This is a genomic window from Caulobacter sp. GW821-FHT12D05 (genome assembly GCF_058807295.1).
In genome coordinates this window covers 876,290-891,070 of record NZ_JBXAQO010000004.1, presented here as the reverse complement: position 1 = coordinate 891,070, position 14,781 = coordinate 876,290, and the positions used below count along the sequence as shown (strand labels likewise).

Below are 14,781 nucleotides of genomic sequence, written 5' to 3'. Positions count from 1 at the left end.
AGGGACGCACAGGTTCCGCCTCCGCGCCGCGTACCACCCTGAACGACTGGAGGGGGGCGACCGGCCGCTTCTTAGCGCCACCTCTGCCCAACGTCCATGTCGCGCGCGGGGTCTTGGCATGTTGAGAGTTGTTCTCATTAAGGATCTGGCGATTTCGCGTGGCGAGCGAAGGCTGTTTTCAGGCCTGAACTTGACCTTGAGCGCCGGAGAGGCGGCGGCGCTGGTCGGCCGCAACGGCGCGGGCAAGACCAGCCTGCTTCGATCCGTCGCGGGGCTGCTCCGTCCCGCCGAGGGCGCGATCGCCTTCGAGGGCGAGGCCGGGCCGATCGAGGCCGAGACCGCGAGGGCCGAACACCTGCACTTATTGGGACACCAGGACGGGCTGAAATCCAGCCGCACGGCCTGGGAGGAGCTGCGGTTCCAGACCCTGTGGACCGGCGGGACCGAGGAGTCGGCCCGCGCCGCCGCCAAACGGTTCGACCTCAACCGCCTGCTGGACCTCGAAGTCCGCCGCCTGTCGGCCGGCCAGCGTCGGCGCCTGGCCCTGGCGCGGCTGGCGGCCAGCCCCCGGTCGCTATGGCTGCTGGACGAGCCGATGGCGCCGCTGGACGCGGCCCAGCGCGCGGCGTTCGGGGCGGTGATGGCCGAGCATCTGGCCGGCGGCGGCATGATCCTGGCCTCGGTGCACGATCCGCTGCCCATTCCCGCCCGGTCAGTGGAGGTCGGCGCATGAAGGCGTTCGGCGTCCTCCTGCGGCGGGAGCTGGCCCTGGCCTGGGGCCGGGGCGGCGGGCCGCTTCTGGCTTTGACCTTCTATGCCTGTGTCGTCGTGTTGCTGCCGATGGCCTCTGGCCGCGCGCCCGAACGCCTGGCCGCCATCGCGCCGGGCATCGCCTGGCTGGCCTTGGCCCTGGCGGCGCTGCTCTCCCTCGAGCGGTTGTTCGAGCGCGACTACGAGGACGGGACCCTGGACCTGCTGGCGCTGGGCCCCGCGCCGCTGGAAGCCGTCGCCGTCGCCAAGTGCCTGGCCCAGTGGCTGGCCACCGGCGCGCCCCTGGCCCTGGCGGCTCCGGTCGCGGCCTTGATGCTGGGCGCGGAGGTGAAGGTCATGCCGCTCTTGGTGCTTTGCGCCCTGGCTGGAGGCCTGGCCTTCGCGTTCCTGGGCGGGCTGGGCGCGAGCCTAGCGCTGGGCAGCAAGCGCGGCGGCCTGCTGGTGGCGGTGATCGTCCTGCCGCTGTTCGCCCCGCCGGTGATCTTCGGGGCCGGGGCGCTGGACGGGTATTCGGCGGGGCTGCCGTGGACCGGCGGGCTGCTGCTGCTGTTGGCCTATTGCGTGGCGGCGGTGGCGTTGTCGCCGGTGGCGATGGGCGCGGCGTGCCGGAACGCGTTGGACTAGCGGGCCCGCAAACCTCGTCCTTCGACAAGCTCAGGATGAGGTTTTCTACTGAAACGCTATAAAAGTAGCCCTCATCCTGAGCCTGTCGAAGGACGAGGGCGGCCCCTCAGGCCGTCGGCGCGACCGTCGCCTGCACATCTCCGATCGCCGCCTTCTTCTCTCCCAGCACCACCAGCAAACTCCCGCCGATGATCAACGCCCCACCGGCGAACAGCGCCGCGGTCAGGTGGTCGCCGAACAGCAGCACGCCGCAGGCCGCGCCGATCAGGGGCTCGATATTGATGAACACCCCGGCGCTGGCCGCCCCGACCCGCGCCGCGCCGTACTGCCAGGCGGCGGTGGCCAGCAAGGTCGCCAGCACGCCCTGGGCCACGATCGCGGCCCAGACCGGCGCGGTCAGATCCAGCTTCGGCGGGCCATGCATGAAGAACGCGATCGGCAACACCGTCGCGGCGGCGATGATGATCGACACCGCCGGAATGGCCATGGCGTTCGGAGCCTTCGGCGCACGCCGCAAGGTCAGCAGCCAGGCCAGGAACAGGAACAGCGCCCCGATCGACAGGGCCACGCCATAGGGCGAGCTGGCGCCGTCCGGCTTGCCGGCGATGCAGGCCGCGCCCAGCGTCGCCGCCGCCACGCCGGCCCACGACATCTTCGAGACCTTCTCGCCCAGCACCTTGGCGCTGACGGCGATCAGGGCCGGCATGGCGCCGACCAGCAGCGCCGCCACCGTCACCGACACATGCGCCAGGCCCTCGAACTGGACCATGAAGGCCACGCCGTAGAGCACGCCGGCCAGCAGCACGACCGGCGACTTGAACAGGGCCCGCACCTCGGGAGCGCGCAAGGCGAACGGCGCGGCGGCCAGGGCGGCGACCGCGAAGCGCAGCAGCACCATGTGGCTCGAGTCCGTCTGGGTCAGGATCAGCTTGCCGGTCGGAAAGCCCAGACCCCAGCAGAGGCCCGCCATGGCCAGGGCGACGAAAGCGAGTGACTTCATGGCGGACTCCCCAATAGGCGAAAAGGCGTAAGCGAGCGGGCAGGCGCGCACGGCGGCTCGCGCGCGCTGTCTAGAGGATGACGATCCCGGATGTGGCAGCTGACATAACGCGCGCCAGCTTGAGCGCAAGGCGCGTGTCTCCGCCGCCCGCCAATCATGTAACATTGTTCATGAATCCGGACATTTTCGCGCCATATCGCGATGGCCAAGCTCTCGCCCATCAACACCAGAGGGAGCTCACAACCCATGCGTAATCTGCTTGTTCGCCTGGCGCTCGCGGGCGCCGCCGTCACCGTCCTGACCGCCGGCGCCGCCTCGGCCCAGATCCCTGCGCCGCCGCCCCCGCCGGCTCCGCCCGCGCCCCCGGCCCCGCCGCTGCCGCCCCTGGACGCCTTGATGGCCATGGGCCCGGACATGGCCATGATGGGTCCCCACTTCCGCGCCCCGGATCCGGAAAAGCGCGCCCAGCGCCTGCGCGACGTCCTGCAGCTGCGTCCTGACCAGGACCGCGCCCTGAAGGCCTATGTCGAAGCCACAGCGCCTAAGCCCTTCGTGATCAAGAAAGAAGCGGCCAAAGACGGCGCCGACCCCGCACCGCCGACCACGCTGGAACGCCTGGACCACATGACCAAGGCCGCCGACGCCATGAAGGCTCGCGCCGAGGCCACGCGCGCCTTCTACCTGGCCCTGACCCCCAGCCAGCAGAAAACCTTCGACGTGCTGGGCATGGACAGCCGCGAAGGCGGCGGTTTCCACGTCCACCGCCTCGACACCCGTGGTCCGCAGGTCTTCAAGAGCGGCGACCGCAAGGTCATTATTCAACGCAAGGTCGGCTGACCCCGATCGAGCGTGAAGGCGCGGCGTGCCTGCACACGTCGCGTCTTCTCAGCTTCCGTAGCCATACGGCCATTGCCCGCGCCGACGCGCCGCTCTAGAGCGTGGACATGGACGCGCGCCACACGTTCGATTTCCTGACCAATCCCGAGCGGTTCATGGCCTTCTCGCGATGGGCCGCGCCGCTATTGGGCGGGCTCTCCGCGATCGCCGCCATCGCCGGCCTGGTCATGACCTTCCTGGTTCCCGAGGACTATCAGCAGGGCGACACGGTGCGGATGATGTTCATCCACATCCCGGCCGCCTCGTTGTCGATCTTCATCTATGTCTGCTTAGGGGTCGCCAGCTTCCTGGCGCTGGTCTTCCGGCAAGCCCTGGCCGATCTCGCCGCCCAGGCCTGCGCCCCGATCGGCGCGGTCTATACGCTGCTGGCCCTGATCACTGGCTCGCTGTGGGGCAAGCCGATGTGGGGGACCTGGTGGGTGTGGGACGCCCGCCTGACCTCGGTGCTGGTGCTGCTGCTGTTCTATCTGGGCTACATGGCCCTGCGCGGGTCGCTGGAAGACGAGCAGAAGGCCGCCCGCGCCGCCGCCATCCTGGCCCTGGTCGGCCTGATCAACCTGCCGATCGTCAAGTTCTCGGTCGACTGGTGGAACACCCTGCACCAGGGCTCCTCGACCTTCATGGCCAAGAAGGGCGACGGCCTGCCGGCGATCTATGCCTGGCCGGCGGTGCTGATGGGCCTGGCCTATCTGGGCGGGTTCGGGGCGCTATGGCTGGTGCGCATCCGCGCCCTGGTCTGGCGGCGCAAGGCCCGCAGCCTGTCGCTGAAACTGGCCGAGACCGCCCGATGAACTTCGATTTCGACGCCGGCAAGTACGCCGCCTATCTGTGGCCGGCCTTCGCGATCTCGGCGGTCGCCTTCGCCTGGTTGATCGCCGACAGCGTGGCCGGCGCCCGGCGCTGGAAACAGCAGACCGAACGCCTGCAGGCCGAGCTGGACGAGTTGAAATCGTGAAACGCTGGCTGGCCTTCACGCCGCTGCTGGTGCTGATCGCCATGGCGGCCCTGTTCGCGGGCTATGCCCTCAAGCGCGACCCGCACGTCCAGCCGCACGCCCTGGTCGGCAAGGCCATGCCTGCGCCGCTGCTGCCCGAGTTGGCCAGCGGCCGCAACGCGCCGATCCGCCAACCGAGCGACGGCCCCATTCTCGTGAACTTCTTCGCCTCGTGGTGCGCGCCCTGCGAGGTCGAGCACCCGCAGCTGATGGCCCTGAAGGCCCAGGGCGTGAAGGTGGTCGGCATCGCCTACAAGGACGCGCCGGCCAACACCCAGGCTTTCCTGGGCCGCCTGGGCGATCCCTTTGCCGAGCGCCTGGTCGACCGTGACGGTCGCGCGGGCTTCGAGTTCGGCGTCACCGGCGTGCCCGAGACCTATCTGGTCGGCTCCGACGGCATGATCATCGCCAAGCACACCGGTCCGCTGACTCCGGACGCGGCCGAAGAGCTGCTGAAGAAGGCCCGCTAGCCCTTCACCGGGACGCAGGTCTTGGGCCCCGCGGTCAGGCGCTCCAGGCCGGCGATCATGGCCAGCGCCTCATCCTTCGCGATCGGTCGCAGTGCGCCGCGCCCCTCGGCGACCTGGTAGTCGCAATCCAGCAGCTTGAAGGGCGGCTTCTCGTCGGTCGTGTGGCGCTCGACCACCATCCGGCCGGCCGACATCCAGACCGAGCTCACGTCCGTCACCAGCACCTGGCGTTCCGGCGAGCGGACCCAGGTCTCGCCCTTGCTCCCGACCGAGATCTGGTAGCCGTTCGGCAGCACCTGTTTGCCCGGCATCATCGAGCCGACCATGGCGGCGATAAACAGCCCGACCGCGATCAGGACGATCAGGAAGATGATCTTCTGCCGGTTCACGGGCTCTCCGAGGAACGAGGTGCGCTCACTGGTCGCGGACCTATCCTGTTAACTCCGCGTTGACCATACTCGCCGAAGTTCTGTTAACCATGTTACAGTCCGCGTCATGAGCAACGTCCGTCCCGCCGGTTGGCCGTCCGTCCCGTCGAAGCCCGCGTCCGCACCCGCCACGGGTCCGGCCGCTTCGACGCGCGCGGCGTTCTTCCAGCAGGCCCTGGGCGACGCGGCTCCCACCCGTCCGGCCGCCGCGCCCTCGACGGTGCAGATGCAGACCATGGCTCAGCCCCAGCAGCGCCCCGCGCCGCAGAAGCCGTTCGTGCAGCCCGACGCCCAGCCGCAGAAGATCCTGCGCCCGGGCTCGCTGCTGAATATCGTGGTCTAGTCGATTGCTGGCGACGGCCGGGCTGCTGCTGCTCCTTGCCTCGCCTCGCTTGACGGCTGATTTTGGACTGACGCCGTTCTTGCCTCTCGCTCCCGCCAAGACACCCGCGCCGGACTACGTGGCCGGCGGTTCACCCGTCGTGACGAAGGTCGTACTGGCTTGCGGCGGCCGCGAGGCGCGCGCGCTGACCCACACCGACGGTGCAGCTTCGGTGGTCTTCGCGCCCACCCGCACCACGCCTCGAACGATCGCCTGTATCGAGGCCAAGCTGCCTCAGGTCACAGTCCGGGAAGCCCCTTAGGCCGCCTTCTTCGCGGCCTTGTCCTTCTTGGGCTTCTTGTCCTTTTTCGGCTTCTCAGCCTTCGGCGCCTTCAGCTTCTTGGCCTTGGGCTCGGTTTCGGCCGGATGCAACTCGGCGCCGGCCATGTCGGACAGCAGGTCCAGGAAGCCTTCTCGCTTGCCGGGCTTCAGCAGCGCCAGGATGCGGGCGTCGGCCATGCCGACCATCGGGCGGATGGTCTCCAGTGCTTCGCGGCCAGCCTCGGTCAGGCGGACGCTGTTGGCGCGGGCGTCCTCGCTGGAGCGCTGACGCTCCAGGTGGCCCTTGGTGATCATGCGGGCGACCATGTCGGCGAGGGTCGAGCGGTCGATGCCGGTGGCGCGGACCAGGGCCGTCTGGGTGACGCCCTCGTTCTCGGCCACGGCGGCCAGCACGGCGAACTGGCGCTGGGTGACCCCGGCCTCGCCGCACTCTTCGGCATAGATGTCGAGCGCCAGTTGCAAGACCCGGTGCAGCAGGTGGCTGGGCGAGCGCTCCAGGAGACCCCCGACCGTCTTCTCGCCCTTGCTCTTGGCCATGCTCGCGTCCCCAAAATCCGCACGGCCTGCCTCGGCCGACGGAAGAACGCTACCATCCTAACACGTCGATTTGACGACAACGGTCCGTGGACGGCGGATACCTAGAAGCCGGCGTCCGGGGGCTCTACGGCCGTCGGCTCGTCGCCCTTGGCCATGTGCTTCATCATGAAGGGCACCTGGGTGGCGACGAACACCAGCGCCAGCGGCAACAGACCGATACGGAACTTCACCCAGGTGTCGGTGCCCTGGGTATTGCGGACGATCTCGTTCAGCAGGGCGACCACCGCGAAATAGCCGCCGTAGCGCAGGGTCAGGGTGCGCCAGGCTGCGTCCGGCAGATGCAGGGCCTCGCCCATGATCAGCTTCAACGGCTGGCGACCCGTCAGCACACCGCCAAACAGGAAGGCGGCCAAAGCGAGGTTGATCACCGTCACCTTGACCTTCACGAACACGTCGCTGTGGAAAATCAGGCCCAGGGTCCCGAAGATCAGCGCCATGCCGCCGAAGAACAGCGGCAAGAGAGCTAGGCGGCGCTCGACCGCATAGCCGATGGCCAGGGCCGCGGCGGAAGCCGCCACCAGCACCCAGGTCGCCTTCTGGAAGTCCTTGGTGATGAAGTAGGCCGCGCCGAACGCCAGGGCCGCGCCGTAGTCGACGACCGTCCGAACCCAGCCGTTGTTCTTCTTAGGGGCCTCTGCCGGCGCTTCGCTCACGGATCAGTCCTTCAGGCCGACGAGGGAGCGCGAGAAGGCGCGGGCGTCGAAAGGTTGCAGGTCCTCGACGCCTTCGCCGACGCCGATCAGCTTGATCGGGCTGTCGGAGGCGCGCGCCACCGGCACCAGCACCCCGCCGCGCGCGGTGCCGTCCAGCTTGGTCATGACAATCCCGGACACGCCGACCTGGTTGCCGAAGATCTTCTCCTGGGCCAGGGCGTTGCGGCCGACCGTGGCGTCCAGCACCAGCAGGGTCTCGTGCGGATAGTCCGGATCGACCTTCTTCACGACACGGATGACCTTGAGCAGCTCGTCCATCAGGCCCTGCTTATTCTGCAGACGGCCGGCGGTGTCGATCAGCACGACGTCGTAGTGCTCGGCCTTGGCGTGCTCGACCGCCTCATAGGCCAGGGCGGCGGCGTCCGAACCCGTGGGCTTGGACATGAAGTCGGCCCCGGCCCGGTCGGCCCAGACCTTCAGCTGCTCGACGGCGGCGGCCCGGAAGGTGTCGCCGGCAGCGATCAGGACGCGCGCGCCCTTCTCGGTCAGGTCGGCGGCGATCTTGCCCAGGGTCGTGGTCTTGCCCGAGCCGTTGACGCCGATGAACAGCACCACATAGGGACGCGGACCGTTCAGCGGGTCGAAGTCACCCTGGCGGTCGGAAAGCTCGGCGGCGATCAGCTCGGCCAGGGCTTCCTTGACCTCGTCGTCGGTCGACGACTTGCCGAAACGCGCCTTGCCGAAAGCCTCGGTGATACGGGCGGCGATCTGCGGACCAAGGTCCGCCTCGATCAGCATCTCTTCCAGCGCGTCCAGCTGTTCCTGGTCCAGGGGCTTCTTGGTGAAGACCCCGGTGACCTGGTCGGTCATCTGCTGGGAGGACCGGGTCAGGCCTGACGTCAGGCGCTGGAACCAGCCTTTTTTCTGCTCGGGCTTATCGCTCATCCGCGCTCCTTTAGGGGAACGGGCGAAAGTGTAAATCGGATATTACCGCCACATGGTTCACGAGGTCGGGTGCGCCGTGCCATGTACGGGCATGGACGTGCACCTAGACCCCCTCGGGACCGCGCTTTTCTGGCTCGACTACGCCGCCGCGGCCGTTTTCGGGGCAACCGGCGCCCTCGCGGCCGCTCGGCGCAAGCACGACATCATCACCTTCGGATTCTTCGCCGCCATCACCGGGGTGGGCGGCGGGACGCTGCGCGACCTGCTGATCGGGGCGCCGGTGTTCTGGGTGCAGCGGCCGGGCTACATTCTGGCGTGCTTGGCGGCGGCCACGGTGGTCTGGCTGCTGGGCAAGCGCGGCTGGCGGTTCCGGGCGCTGCTGTGGCTGGACGCCCTGGGCATGGCCGCCTACGCGGTCGTCGGCACGGCCAAGGCGCTGAGCCTGGGGGTGCATCCGTTCAGCGCCGTGGTCATGGGGGTTTTGACCACCGCCTTCGGCGGCGTGATCCGGGATGTGCTGGCCGAGGAGCCCAATCTGCTGCTGCGGCGGGAGATCTACATCACCGCGGCCTTGCTGGGGGCGGGGGTGTTCGCGGTGTTGCAGCTGCTGGGGGCGCCGTTCTGGCCGGCGGGCATCGCGGGGTTTGTCGCGGCGTTCGGGCTGCGGGCTTGTGCGATCAAGTTCGGATGGTCGCTGCCGGGGTTTGCGGGAGAAGACGCCGAGTAGGCCCCTCCACCGCCTTCGGCGGTCCCCCTCCCCCAAGAGGGGGAGGAGAGAAAGCTCCTCGCGCTCGGTGCATGTGGTGCGTTCTCCCTCCGCCCCGTTTGGGGGCGGACAGACCTGCGCAAGCAGGTCAGGTGGGGGCCTGTGCTGAGTTTCAGGTATCCCGATCCGGGTGCTGCCGGCTGACCACAGGCGTGCTGGACCCGCCCATCGGCGGCCGCACCGGCATCTCCGCCAGGTGCTCCATCCACGCCGGCCGGCTTTCGACCGCCAGCTGCACCCCCGGCTCGACCGCCGACGGATCGTCGAACGCAAACACCGCCAGGTCGATCTTCTCGTCGCTGTATTCGTAGGTCAGCGGCGTCCCGCAGGCCGCGCAGAAGCCGCGCTTGACCGCGTCCGAGCTCTGGAACACCGAACGCTTGCCGCGCGTCCAGGTCAGGTCGGCGACGTTCACCGTCACCAGCGCCCCGAACGGCCCGCCGAACGCCTTCTGGCACATGCGGCACCAGCAGATGGAGGCGCGGCCGGGCTGGCCGTCCACCCGGAACCGCACCGCGCCGCACTGGCAGCCGCCGCTCAACATCGCCCTACTCCTTCGGCGTCAGTTTGAACGTCACCTTGTAGCCGTCGTGGTCCGACAGCACGGGCTCGCTGGCCCCGTCGAAGGTGGCCTCGACCGCGGTCGGGATCACCTCGACCGCGTCGCCGTTCAGGAAGCCGATCAGGTCCTGGGTGTTCAGCCAGGGCGCGTCGCCGTCATATGAGATCTGGGTGTCGCAGGCGCCCGGCCGCTCGTGGCACCAGCGGCTGACCACCATGAACGGATATTCGGTCATCACGTAATCGAAGCGTCCCGCCGAGTGACGGACATTGAAGTCGCCGCCGACGATCAGCGGCGCGCCGGGCGTGCGCGCGACCTGCAGGAACCGGCCCAGTTCCTCGGCCTGCAGGTGGTGGGCGGCGTTGGAGCGATTGCTGGGCACCTTCGAGGCGCCGTGCGAATTCAGGTGCGTGTCGACGATCTCGACCGGGGTCGGCAGGCCGGGAACCTGCACCGCCACCAGCATCACGCTCTTGTTGGCCAGGCAGTCCAAGCCCGCGCAGTAACGGTAGGCGTGCGACTTCACCCATTCGATCGGGTGATTGCTCAGCACCCACAGGCCGCTGGAGCCCCACTTGCCCAGACCCTCGCCCTTGCCGCGATACTTCACGCGGCGATAGTCCGGCTTGTCGCCCTTCAGATAGTCGGTATCCCGCTGGCCCTTGCGCGGACCGCGCGCGACGTAGGGATAACCGCTCAGGTCGACCAGGTCCCAGACCTCGTCGCGAAAGCCTTCCTGGATCAGGACGACGTCGGGCTCAGTCCCCTCGGACCGCATGGCGGCCAGCTCGTGACCGATCTTCTGGATCGCCTTGCCGCGACCGTGCCGGACCGGCCAGGGCAAGCCCTCGACATTGTAGGTCATGACGCTGAGGGACACGGGCTTTGACCCAACAGGTGCGGGTTCCGCCGCCCGCGCCGGAACGGCGGTCAGCAGGGCCAGGGCCAGCAGGGTCCAGACCGGTCGAATCAGGCGACGCGCTCCGCTAAGACGTGAGCGCCATCGTGGCCGGTAATTGTGAAGGCTACGATCTCGCCCAGCGGCGCGGCGCCCTCGAAGCGGATCTCGGTGAAGTCATCGGCGCGAGCGACGCCCTCGCGCTCGACCAGGCCCGGCAGGGTGCGGCCGACCTGGCGCTGCAGGTGGCGCTCCAGCCCGCGCTGGCCCGCTTCGCGCAGGCGGCGGGCGCGGTCCTTGATCACCGGACCCTTTACGGGCGGCATCCGCGCGGCCGGGGTGCCGGGGCGGGCGCTGTAGGGGAACACGTGCAGGAAGGCCAGACCCGCCTCCTCGACCAGCTTCAGCGTGTTTTCGAACGCCTCTTCGGTCTCGGTCGGGAAGCCGGCGATCAGGTCGGCGCCGAAGGCGGTGTCGGGGCGCACGCGGCGCACCTCGGCCACCAGCTTCAGCGCGTCCTCGCGGCTGTGACGGCGCTTCATGCGCTTGAGGATCATGTTGTCGCCGGCCTGCAGGGACAGATGCAGGTACGGCATCAGCCGGACTTCCGTCTCCAACAGCTTGAAGAGGTCCGGATCGATCTCGGCCGCGTCGATCGACGACAGGCGCAGGCGCGGCAGGTCCGGGACCATGCGCAGGATGCGGCCGACCAGCTGGCCCAACGTGGGCGTACCGGGCAGGTCCGTACCCCAAGAGGTGACGTCGACGCCGGTCAGCACGACCTCGCGATAGCCCTCGGCGGCTAGCTTGCGGACCTGTTCGACGACCTCGCCGGCCGGGGCCGAGCGCGAGTTCCCGCGACCGTAGGGAATGATGCAGAAGGTGCAGCGGTGATCGCAGCCGTTCTGGACCTCGACATAGGCCCGGGCGCGATCCTTGAGGCCATCGATCAGGTGACCCGCGGTCTCCTTGATCGACATGATGTCGTTGACCCGCACACGGGTGGAGGTGTCCATCAGCGCGCCCGGCGCGGCCTTCTCGGCGTTGCCCAGCACGAGGTCGACCTCGGGCATGGCGGCGAAGGCGGCCGGATCGACCTGGGCGGCGCAGCCCGTGACGATGATCCGCGCGCCCGGACGCTCACGACGAGCCTTGCGGATCGCTTGGCGGGCCTGGCGCACGGCCTCGTTGGTCACCGCGCAGGTGTTGAACACCACCGCGTCCGACAGGCCGTCGGCGGCGGCGCGGGCCCGCATGGCCTCGCTCTCATAGGCGTTGAGGCGGCAGCCGAAGGTGACGACGTCGACGCCGTCCGGGCCGGACATCGTCGTCGCCGGACCGCCCTCCTCGCCGACTTCGGGCTTGGGCTTCGGGGCCGCCTTGATGACGGTGTAGGTGGTCACTTGCCCACGAACGCCGCGAAGGCGTCCTTCCAGTCCTTGTGCCAGCGCGACAGGGCCGGGCGGTTCTCGATGATGTCGCCCAGGGCCCAGGCCATGCGCTTTTCATCCAGCGAACGCGGCACGTCGTTGTCGGGGCACAGGATGTAGAAGTCGCCGGCCTCGATGCGGGCCAGCATGAAGTGCACGACCTGCTCGGGCGTCCAGGCGGCGGCGGGCTTATCGCCCGGACCGCGCTTGGTCATGCCGGTGAAGGTGTAGCCGGGGATCAGCAGGTGCGCCGTGACCTGGCAGCCTTCGGTCTCGCGCAGGGTGTGGGCAAGACCCTCGGTCAGCGACTTCACCGCCGACTTGGAGACGTTGTAGGCCGTGTCGCCCGGCGGCTGGGTGATGCCCTGCTTGGAGCCGGTGTTGATGATCAGGCCCGGTTCGCCCGAGGCGGCCATCGCCTCGCCGAACACCTGGACGCCGTTGATCACGCCCCACAGATTGACGTCGAGGATGCGCTTCCAGGCGTCGTCGCCGGCAAAGGCGTCGCCGCCGCCGCCGACCCCGGCGTTGTTCATCAGGATGTCGACGCAGCCATAGGCCTCGAACGCGGCGGCCTTCAGCGCCTCGACGGCGGCGCGGTCGGCGACGTCGGTCGGGACGGCCAGGGCGCCGATGGCTTCAGCTTCTGCCTTAAGCTTGCGGCCGGTGATGTCGGCCATGACGACGTTGAGGCCCAGCTCCCGGAACGTCTTGGCCGCGGCCAGGCCGATGCCGTCGGCGGCGCCGGTGATGACGGCGGTGTTGCCGGCCGCGAGGGCGGGATGGAGGCTCATGCGGCCTCCGGAAGCTTACCGGCGAAGTCCATGCTGACCGGACCGGTCATGATCACGTGGCCGTCGCTCTCGCGCCATTCGATGACCAGCGAGCCGGTCTCGAACTCGACCCGGGCCTTGCGGTCGGTCAGGCCGCGACGCACGGCGGCGACCTGAGCCGCGCAAGCGCCGGTGCCGCAGGCGGCGGTCAGGCCCGCGCCGCGTTCCCAGACCTTCAGCTGGATGTGGTCGCGGCTGGCGATGTGGGCGAAGCCGACATTGACGCCTTCCGGGAACAGCGGGTGGTGCTCGACCAGGCTGCCGGTCTTGGTGGCGAAGTCGTCGGTCACCGGGGCGTCGACGAAGAACACCACGTGCGGATTGCCCATCGAGACGCAGACCGGCGTGTGGACCAGCGGCGCGTCGATCGGACCGACCTGCAGCTCGACCCGCTCGGTGTTCATCTCTTCGGAGAGGGGAATTTGCGTCCAGTCCAGGCCGGGCTGGCCCATATCGACTGTCACCAGCTTCTCGCCGGCCGCGACACCAGACAGACGACCCGCGACCGTGTCGAAGGCCACCGCCTCCTTGCCCGAGGACTGCATCAGCAGCCACGCCACGCAGCGGGTGCCGTTGCCGCAGGCGCCGGTCTCCTCGCCATCCGAATTCCAGAAGCGCACATAGGCCGACGCGCCTTCCGAGCGCGGCGGGTCGATGGCGATAACCTGGTCGCAGCCCACCCCGCCGTCTCCCCGTTTGGCAATCTTGCGGATCTCCTCGGGAGTCGGTTCGAAGCTCTGGGTCTGGGTCTCGATGACGACGAAGTCGTTGCCGAGCCCGTTCATCTTCAGGAAGGTGCGGCTCATGACGCGGCTATATAGTGGAAAGCGGCGCGAAATGCACCGCAGCGAGGCAACGCAGTAGGATGACGACCACGGATGTTCGCGAGCAGCTGGCGCAGGCGATGCGCGAGCGGCTGCTGATGCGTTTCCACCGGCGCTTCGAGGACGGCTGGGTGCGGGGCTACGTCGTCGGGATCGGGCCGGAGTTCCTGATGCTGTGCGAGGTCAGCGATCACCTGCGTTTCAACGGCTTCGGCTGCTACAGCCTGGCCGAGATCAAGAACCTGCAGCCCGCGCCCTATCCCGAGTTCGTGGAGGCGGCGCTGGAAAAGCTGGGCCAGGTCCAGCCCGAAACGCCGGCCGTGGCCCTGAACAGCATCGACGACATCGTCACCACCGCCGGCAACCTGTTCCCCGTCATCACGGCCTATAGCGAGGCGCAGGTCCATATCGGCGCGGTGGTCAGCCTGGACGGCGGGGTGGTCTGGATGCGCGACATCGGCCCCGACGCGGCCTGGGATCCGCAACCCTCGGCCCGGCGGTTGGACGACCTGACGCGGATCGACTTCGGCGGCGCCTACGAGACGGCCCTCGCTTTGGTCGGCGGGCCGCCGCCCGCGCCGGTCGAGGCTCCGGTGCTGCGCCTGGTCGCCGACAATGGCTGAAGAACTCCGTATCCGCGCTCGCCTGAGGGCGCTCTATCACGGGGCCTCGCCGACGGCGGTGGCGTTCCGCTACGCGATCATCCTGATCGATCTGGCGATCATCGCCTTCTTCATCGCCGCGCCGCTGATGCAGCATCACGGCCTGACCTTCTACCTGATCGACTATGGCGTGGCGGCGTTCCTGGGCGCGGACTTGGCCGCGCGAGCCGTGGCGCATGGCGACACCAAGTCGTGGCTGAAGAAGCCGATCGTCTGGCTGGACCTCTTCGTGCTGGCCACCCTGCTGTTCCCGGCCTGGCTGTTCAATTTCGGCTTCCTGCGCGTGCTGCGCCTGTGGACCCTGATCCACAGCGAGTTCTTCTGGCGCACGGTCGGGCGGCGTTATGACGACACGCGGGTCGAGGACATCACCCGCGCGGCCAGTTCGCTGCTGACCTTCATCTTCGTGGTGACGGGCTTCGTCTATACGAGCTTCGTGGGTCGCCACGACGGCATCGGCGGCTATGTCGACGCCCTCTATTTCACCGTCACCAGCCTGACGACAACGGGCTATGGCGACGTCACCCTGCCGGGCGTGTGGGGCAAGCTGCTGTCCATGGCGGTGATGCTAGGCGGGGTGTCGCTGTTCATCGGCCTGATCCAGTCGATCCTGCGACCGCACAAGGTGATCTATCAGTGCCACGACTGCGGCCTGCGCCGGCATGATCCGGACGCCGTGCACTGCAAGGCCTGCGGCGTTCTTCTGAACATTCCCGACGACGGGGTCTGATCGTTCCGGGGAAACTCTAGCGTGAGGGAAATT

At 68.6% G+C, this 14,781-nt stretch carries 21 protein-coding genes; 11 read left to right on the top strand and 10 right to left on the bottom strand.

Annotation, left to right across the window (positions count from 1 at the left end; translation table 11 throughout):
* Positions 1-118 precede the first annotated feature (118 nt).
* Positions 119-733, top strand: coding sequence for a heme ABC exporter ATP-binding protein CcmA (ccmA, locus tag AC1RRR_RS22480; RefSeq protein WP_492816259.1), 615 nt, complete (start codon positions 119-121; stop codon positions 731-733).
* On the top strand, positions 730-1,395 hold the full coding sequence (gene ccmB, locus AC1RRR_RS22475; protein ID WP_492816257.1) for a heme exporter protein CcmB: 666 nt from the start codon (positions 730-732) through the stop codon (positions 1,393-1,395). Before ccmA ends, ccmB begins: the two co-directional genes overlap by 4 nt.
* A 106-nt stretch (positions 1,396-1,501) precedes the next feature.
* On the opposite strand, the gene AC1RRR_RS22470 is transcribed toward ccmB, so the two are convergent.
* Positions 1,502-2,395, bottom strand: a complete 894-nt coding sequence (locus AC1RRR_RS22470) for a DMT family transporter (RefSeq protein WP_492816255.1) — start codon at positions 2,393-2,395, stop codon at positions 1,502-1,504.
* A 246-nt stretch (positions 2,396-2,641) separates the two neighbouring features.
* On the opposite strand from AC1RRR_RS22470, the gene AC1RRR_RS22465 reads away from it, so the two are divergent.
* The 4 genes from AC1RRR_RS22465 to AC1RRR_RS22450 all read left to right on the top strand — a co-directional run bounded on the left by AC1RRR_RS22465 (position 2,642) and on the right by AC1RRR_RS22450 (position 4,756).
* Positions 2,642-3,232 carry a Spy/CpxP family protein refolding chaperone gene (locus tag AC1RRR_RS22465; protein WP_492816253.1) on the top strand — a complete coding sequence of 197 codons (591 nt, stop codon included), beginning with the start codon at positions 2,642-2,644 and terminating at the stop codon, positions 3,230-3,232.
* A 107-nt stretch (positions 3,233-3,339) separates the two neighbouring features.
* Complete coding sequence (gene ccmC / locus AC1RRR_RS22460) at positions 3,340-4,083, top strand: heme ABC transporter permease CcmC (protein WP_492816251.1); 744 nt, start codon at positions 3,340-3,342, stop codon at positions 4,081-4,083.
* The gene (gene ccmD, locus AC1RRR_RS22455; RefSeq protein ID WP_492816249.1) at positions 4,080-4,247 is read left to right on the top strand and encodes a heme exporter protein CcmD; all 168 of its coding nucleotides are present in this window, start codon (positions 4,080-4,082) and stop codon (positions 4,245-4,247) included. The genes ccmC and ccmD overlap by 4 nt, the downstream gene beginning before the upstream one ends.
* Complete coding sequence (locus AC1RRR_RS22450) at positions 4,244-4,756, top strand: DsbE family thiol:disulfide interchange protein (protein WP_492816247.1); 513 nt, start codon at positions 4,244-4,246, stop codon at positions 4,754-4,756. The genes ccmD and AC1RRR_RS22450 overlap by 4 nt, the downstream gene beginning before the upstream one ends.
* On the opposite strand, the gene AC1RRR_RS22445 is transcribed toward AC1RRR_RS22450, so the two are convergent.
* Positions 4,753-5,145: a hypothetical protein gene (locus AC1RRR_RS22445; RefSeq protein ID WP_492816245.1), complete on the bottom strand. Its 393-nt coding sequence runs from the start codon at positions 5,143-5,145 to the stop codon at positions 4,753-4,755. The genes AC1RRR_RS22450 and AC1RRR_RS22445 overlap by 4 nt on opposite strands.
* 106 nt (positions 5,146-5,251) lie before the next feature.
* Between AC1RRR_RS22445 and AC1RRR_RS22440 the strand changes: the two genes are divergently transcribed.
* A complete protein-coding gene (locus AC1RRR_RS22440; protein ID WP_492816243.1) occupies positions 5,252-5,527 on the top strand; it encodes a hypothetical protein in 276 nt (91 codons plus the stop codon).
* 79 nt (positions 5,528-5,606) lie between these two features.
* Positions 5,607-5,828 (top strand): hypothetical protein, encoded by a 222-nt coding sequence (locus tag AC1RRR_RS22435; protein WP_492816241.1) that lies wholly within the window; start codon positions 5,607-5,609, stop codon positions 5,826-5,828.
* Here the strand turns inward: AC1RRR_RS22435 and AC1RRR_RS22430 are convergent.
* From AC1RRR_RS22430 to ftsY, 3 genes are all read right to left on the bottom strand, one after another.
* The gene (locus tag AC1RRR_RS22430; protein ID WP_492816239.1) at positions 5,825-6,385 is read right to left on the bottom strand and encodes a MarR family winged helix-turn-helix transcriptional regulator; all 561 of its coding nucleotides are present in this window, start codon (positions 6,383-6,385) and stop codon (positions 5,825-5,827) included. The two genes, AC1RRR_RS22435 and AC1RRR_RS22430, sit on opposite strands and share 4 nt — an antisense overlap.
* A 101-nt stretch (positions 6,386-6,486) precedes the next feature.
* Positions 6,487-7,098 (bottom strand): inner membrane-spanning protein YciB, encoded by a 612-nt coding sequence (locus AC1RRR_RS22425; RefSeq protein WP_492816237.1) that lies wholly within the window; start codon positions 7,096-7,098, stop codon positions 6,487-6,489.
* Positions 7,099-7,101: 3 nt separating this feature from the next.
* On the bottom strand, positions 7,102-8,043 hold the full coding sequence (gene ftsY, locus AC1RRR_RS22420) for a signal recognition particle-docking protein FtsY (protein ID WP_492816235.1): 942 nt from the start codon (positions 8,041-8,043) through the stop codon (positions 7,102-7,104).
* A gap of 91 nt (positions 8,044-8,134) precedes the next feature.
* Here ftsY and AC1RRR_RS22415 point away from each other — a divergent pair, with 91 nt between their 5' ends.
* A complete protein-coding gene (locus tag AC1RRR_RS22415; RefSeq protein ID WP_492816233.1) occupies positions 8,135-8,770 on the top strand; it encodes a trimeric intracellular cation channel family protein in 636 nt (211 codons plus the stop codon).
* A gap of 151 nt (positions 8,771-8,921) precedes the next feature.
* Here AC1RRR_RS22415 and AC1RRR_RS22410 read toward each other — a convergent pair whose 3' ends face one another.
* From AC1RRR_RS22410 to dapF, 5 genes are all read right to left on the bottom strand, one after another.
* Positions 8,922-9,353, bottom strand: coding sequence for a GFA family protein (locus AC1RRR_RS22410; protein WP_492816231.1), 432 nt, complete (start codon positions 9,351-9,353; stop codon positions 8,922-8,924).
* A gap of 4 nt (positions 9,354-9,357) precedes the next feature.
* A complete protein-coding gene (locus AC1RRR_RS22405) occupies positions 9,358-10,251 on the bottom strand; it encodes an endonuclease/exonuclease/phosphatase family protein (protein WP_492816229.1) in 894 nt (297 codons plus the stop codon).
* An 89-nt stretch (positions 10,252-10,340) separates the two neighbouring features.
* Positions 10,341-11,672 carry a tRNA (N(6)-L-threonylcarbamoyladenosine(37)-C(2))-methylthiotransferase MtaB gene (gene mtaB, locus AC1RRR_RS22400; protein WP_492816227.1) on the bottom strand — a complete coding sequence of 444 codons (1,332 nt, stop codon included), beginning with the start codon at positions 11,670-11,672 and terminating at the stop codon, positions 10,341-10,343.
* Entirely contained in the window at positions 11,669-12,493 is an 825-nt protein-coding gene (locus AC1RRR_RS22395; protein WP_492816225.1) for an SDR family NAD(P)-dependent oxidoreductase, read from the bottom strand. The genes mtaB and AC1RRR_RS22395 overlap by 4 nt, the downstream gene beginning before the upstream one ends.
* A complete protein-coding gene (dapF, locus tag AC1RRR_RS22390) occupies positions 12,490-13,338 on the bottom strand; it encodes a diaminopimelate epimerase (RefSeq protein WP_492816223.1) in 849 nt (282 codons plus the stop codon). The genes AC1RRR_RS22395 and dapF overlap by 4 nt, the downstream gene beginning before the upstream one ends.
* Before the next feature lie 59 nt (positions 13,339-13,397).
* Between dapF and AC1RRR_RS22385 the strand changes: the two genes are divergently transcribed.
* Together AC1RRR_RS22385 and AC1RRR_RS22380 are read left to right on the top strand one after the other, a co-directional pair.
* Positions 13,398-13,979: a hypothetical protein gene (locus tag AC1RRR_RS22385; RefSeq protein WP_492816221.1), complete on the top strand. Its 582-nt coding sequence runs from the start codon at positions 13,398-13,400 to the stop codon at positions 13,977-13,979.
* A complete protein-coding gene (locus tag AC1RRR_RS22380; RefSeq protein WP_492816219.1) occupies positions 13,972-14,748 on the top strand; it encodes a potassium channel family protein in 777 nt (258 codons plus the stop codon). Before AC1RRR_RS22385 ends, AC1RRR_RS22380 begins: the two co-directional genes overlap by 8 nt.
* The last annotated feature ends 33 nt before the right edge of the window (positions 14,749-14,781 follow it).